Source organism: Anoxybacillus sp. LAT27 (assembly GCF_022030075.1).
Classification (GTDB): domain Bacteria; phylum Bacillota; class Bacilli; order Bacillales; family Anoxybacillaceae; genus Anoxybacillus; species Anoxybacillus kestanbolensis.
Genome location: NZ_JAIWYK010000244.1, coordinates 1 through 247, shown reverse-complemented (window position 1 = coordinate 247; position 247 = coordinate 1). Strand labels below are relative to the sequence as shown.

Annotated in this window: 1 protein-coding gene; it reads left to right on the top strand. The window is 40.9% G+C overall.

The window, feature by feature from the left end; genetic code table 11:
- Window positions 1-48: 48 nt before the first annotated feature.
- Window positions 49-247 (top strand): YczF family membrane protein (locus LD028_RS09295; RefSeq protein WP_237811648.1); only part of this gene is annotated, 199 nt, incomplete at its 3' end.

Here is a 247-nt window from a genome sequence, read left to right as displayed (position 1 = left end):
GTTTTGAATCAATAGCAAAAACTAAAGAAAAACAGCAGGTGGAACACCATGAAACTAATTGTTGTTTGGCTGATGTTTGCCCTGCTCGCCATAGGAACGATGGTAAGCATGGATCAGTTGATGGGGATGACCTTGCATCAATCGTTGCATATCGTGCTGAATCCCTTTCGGGTAATGGAAACGCCGGAACTATTTATTTTATCCTTGTTCATTTTTTTGCTGTTGCTCGATCTATTGAACGTTTGGA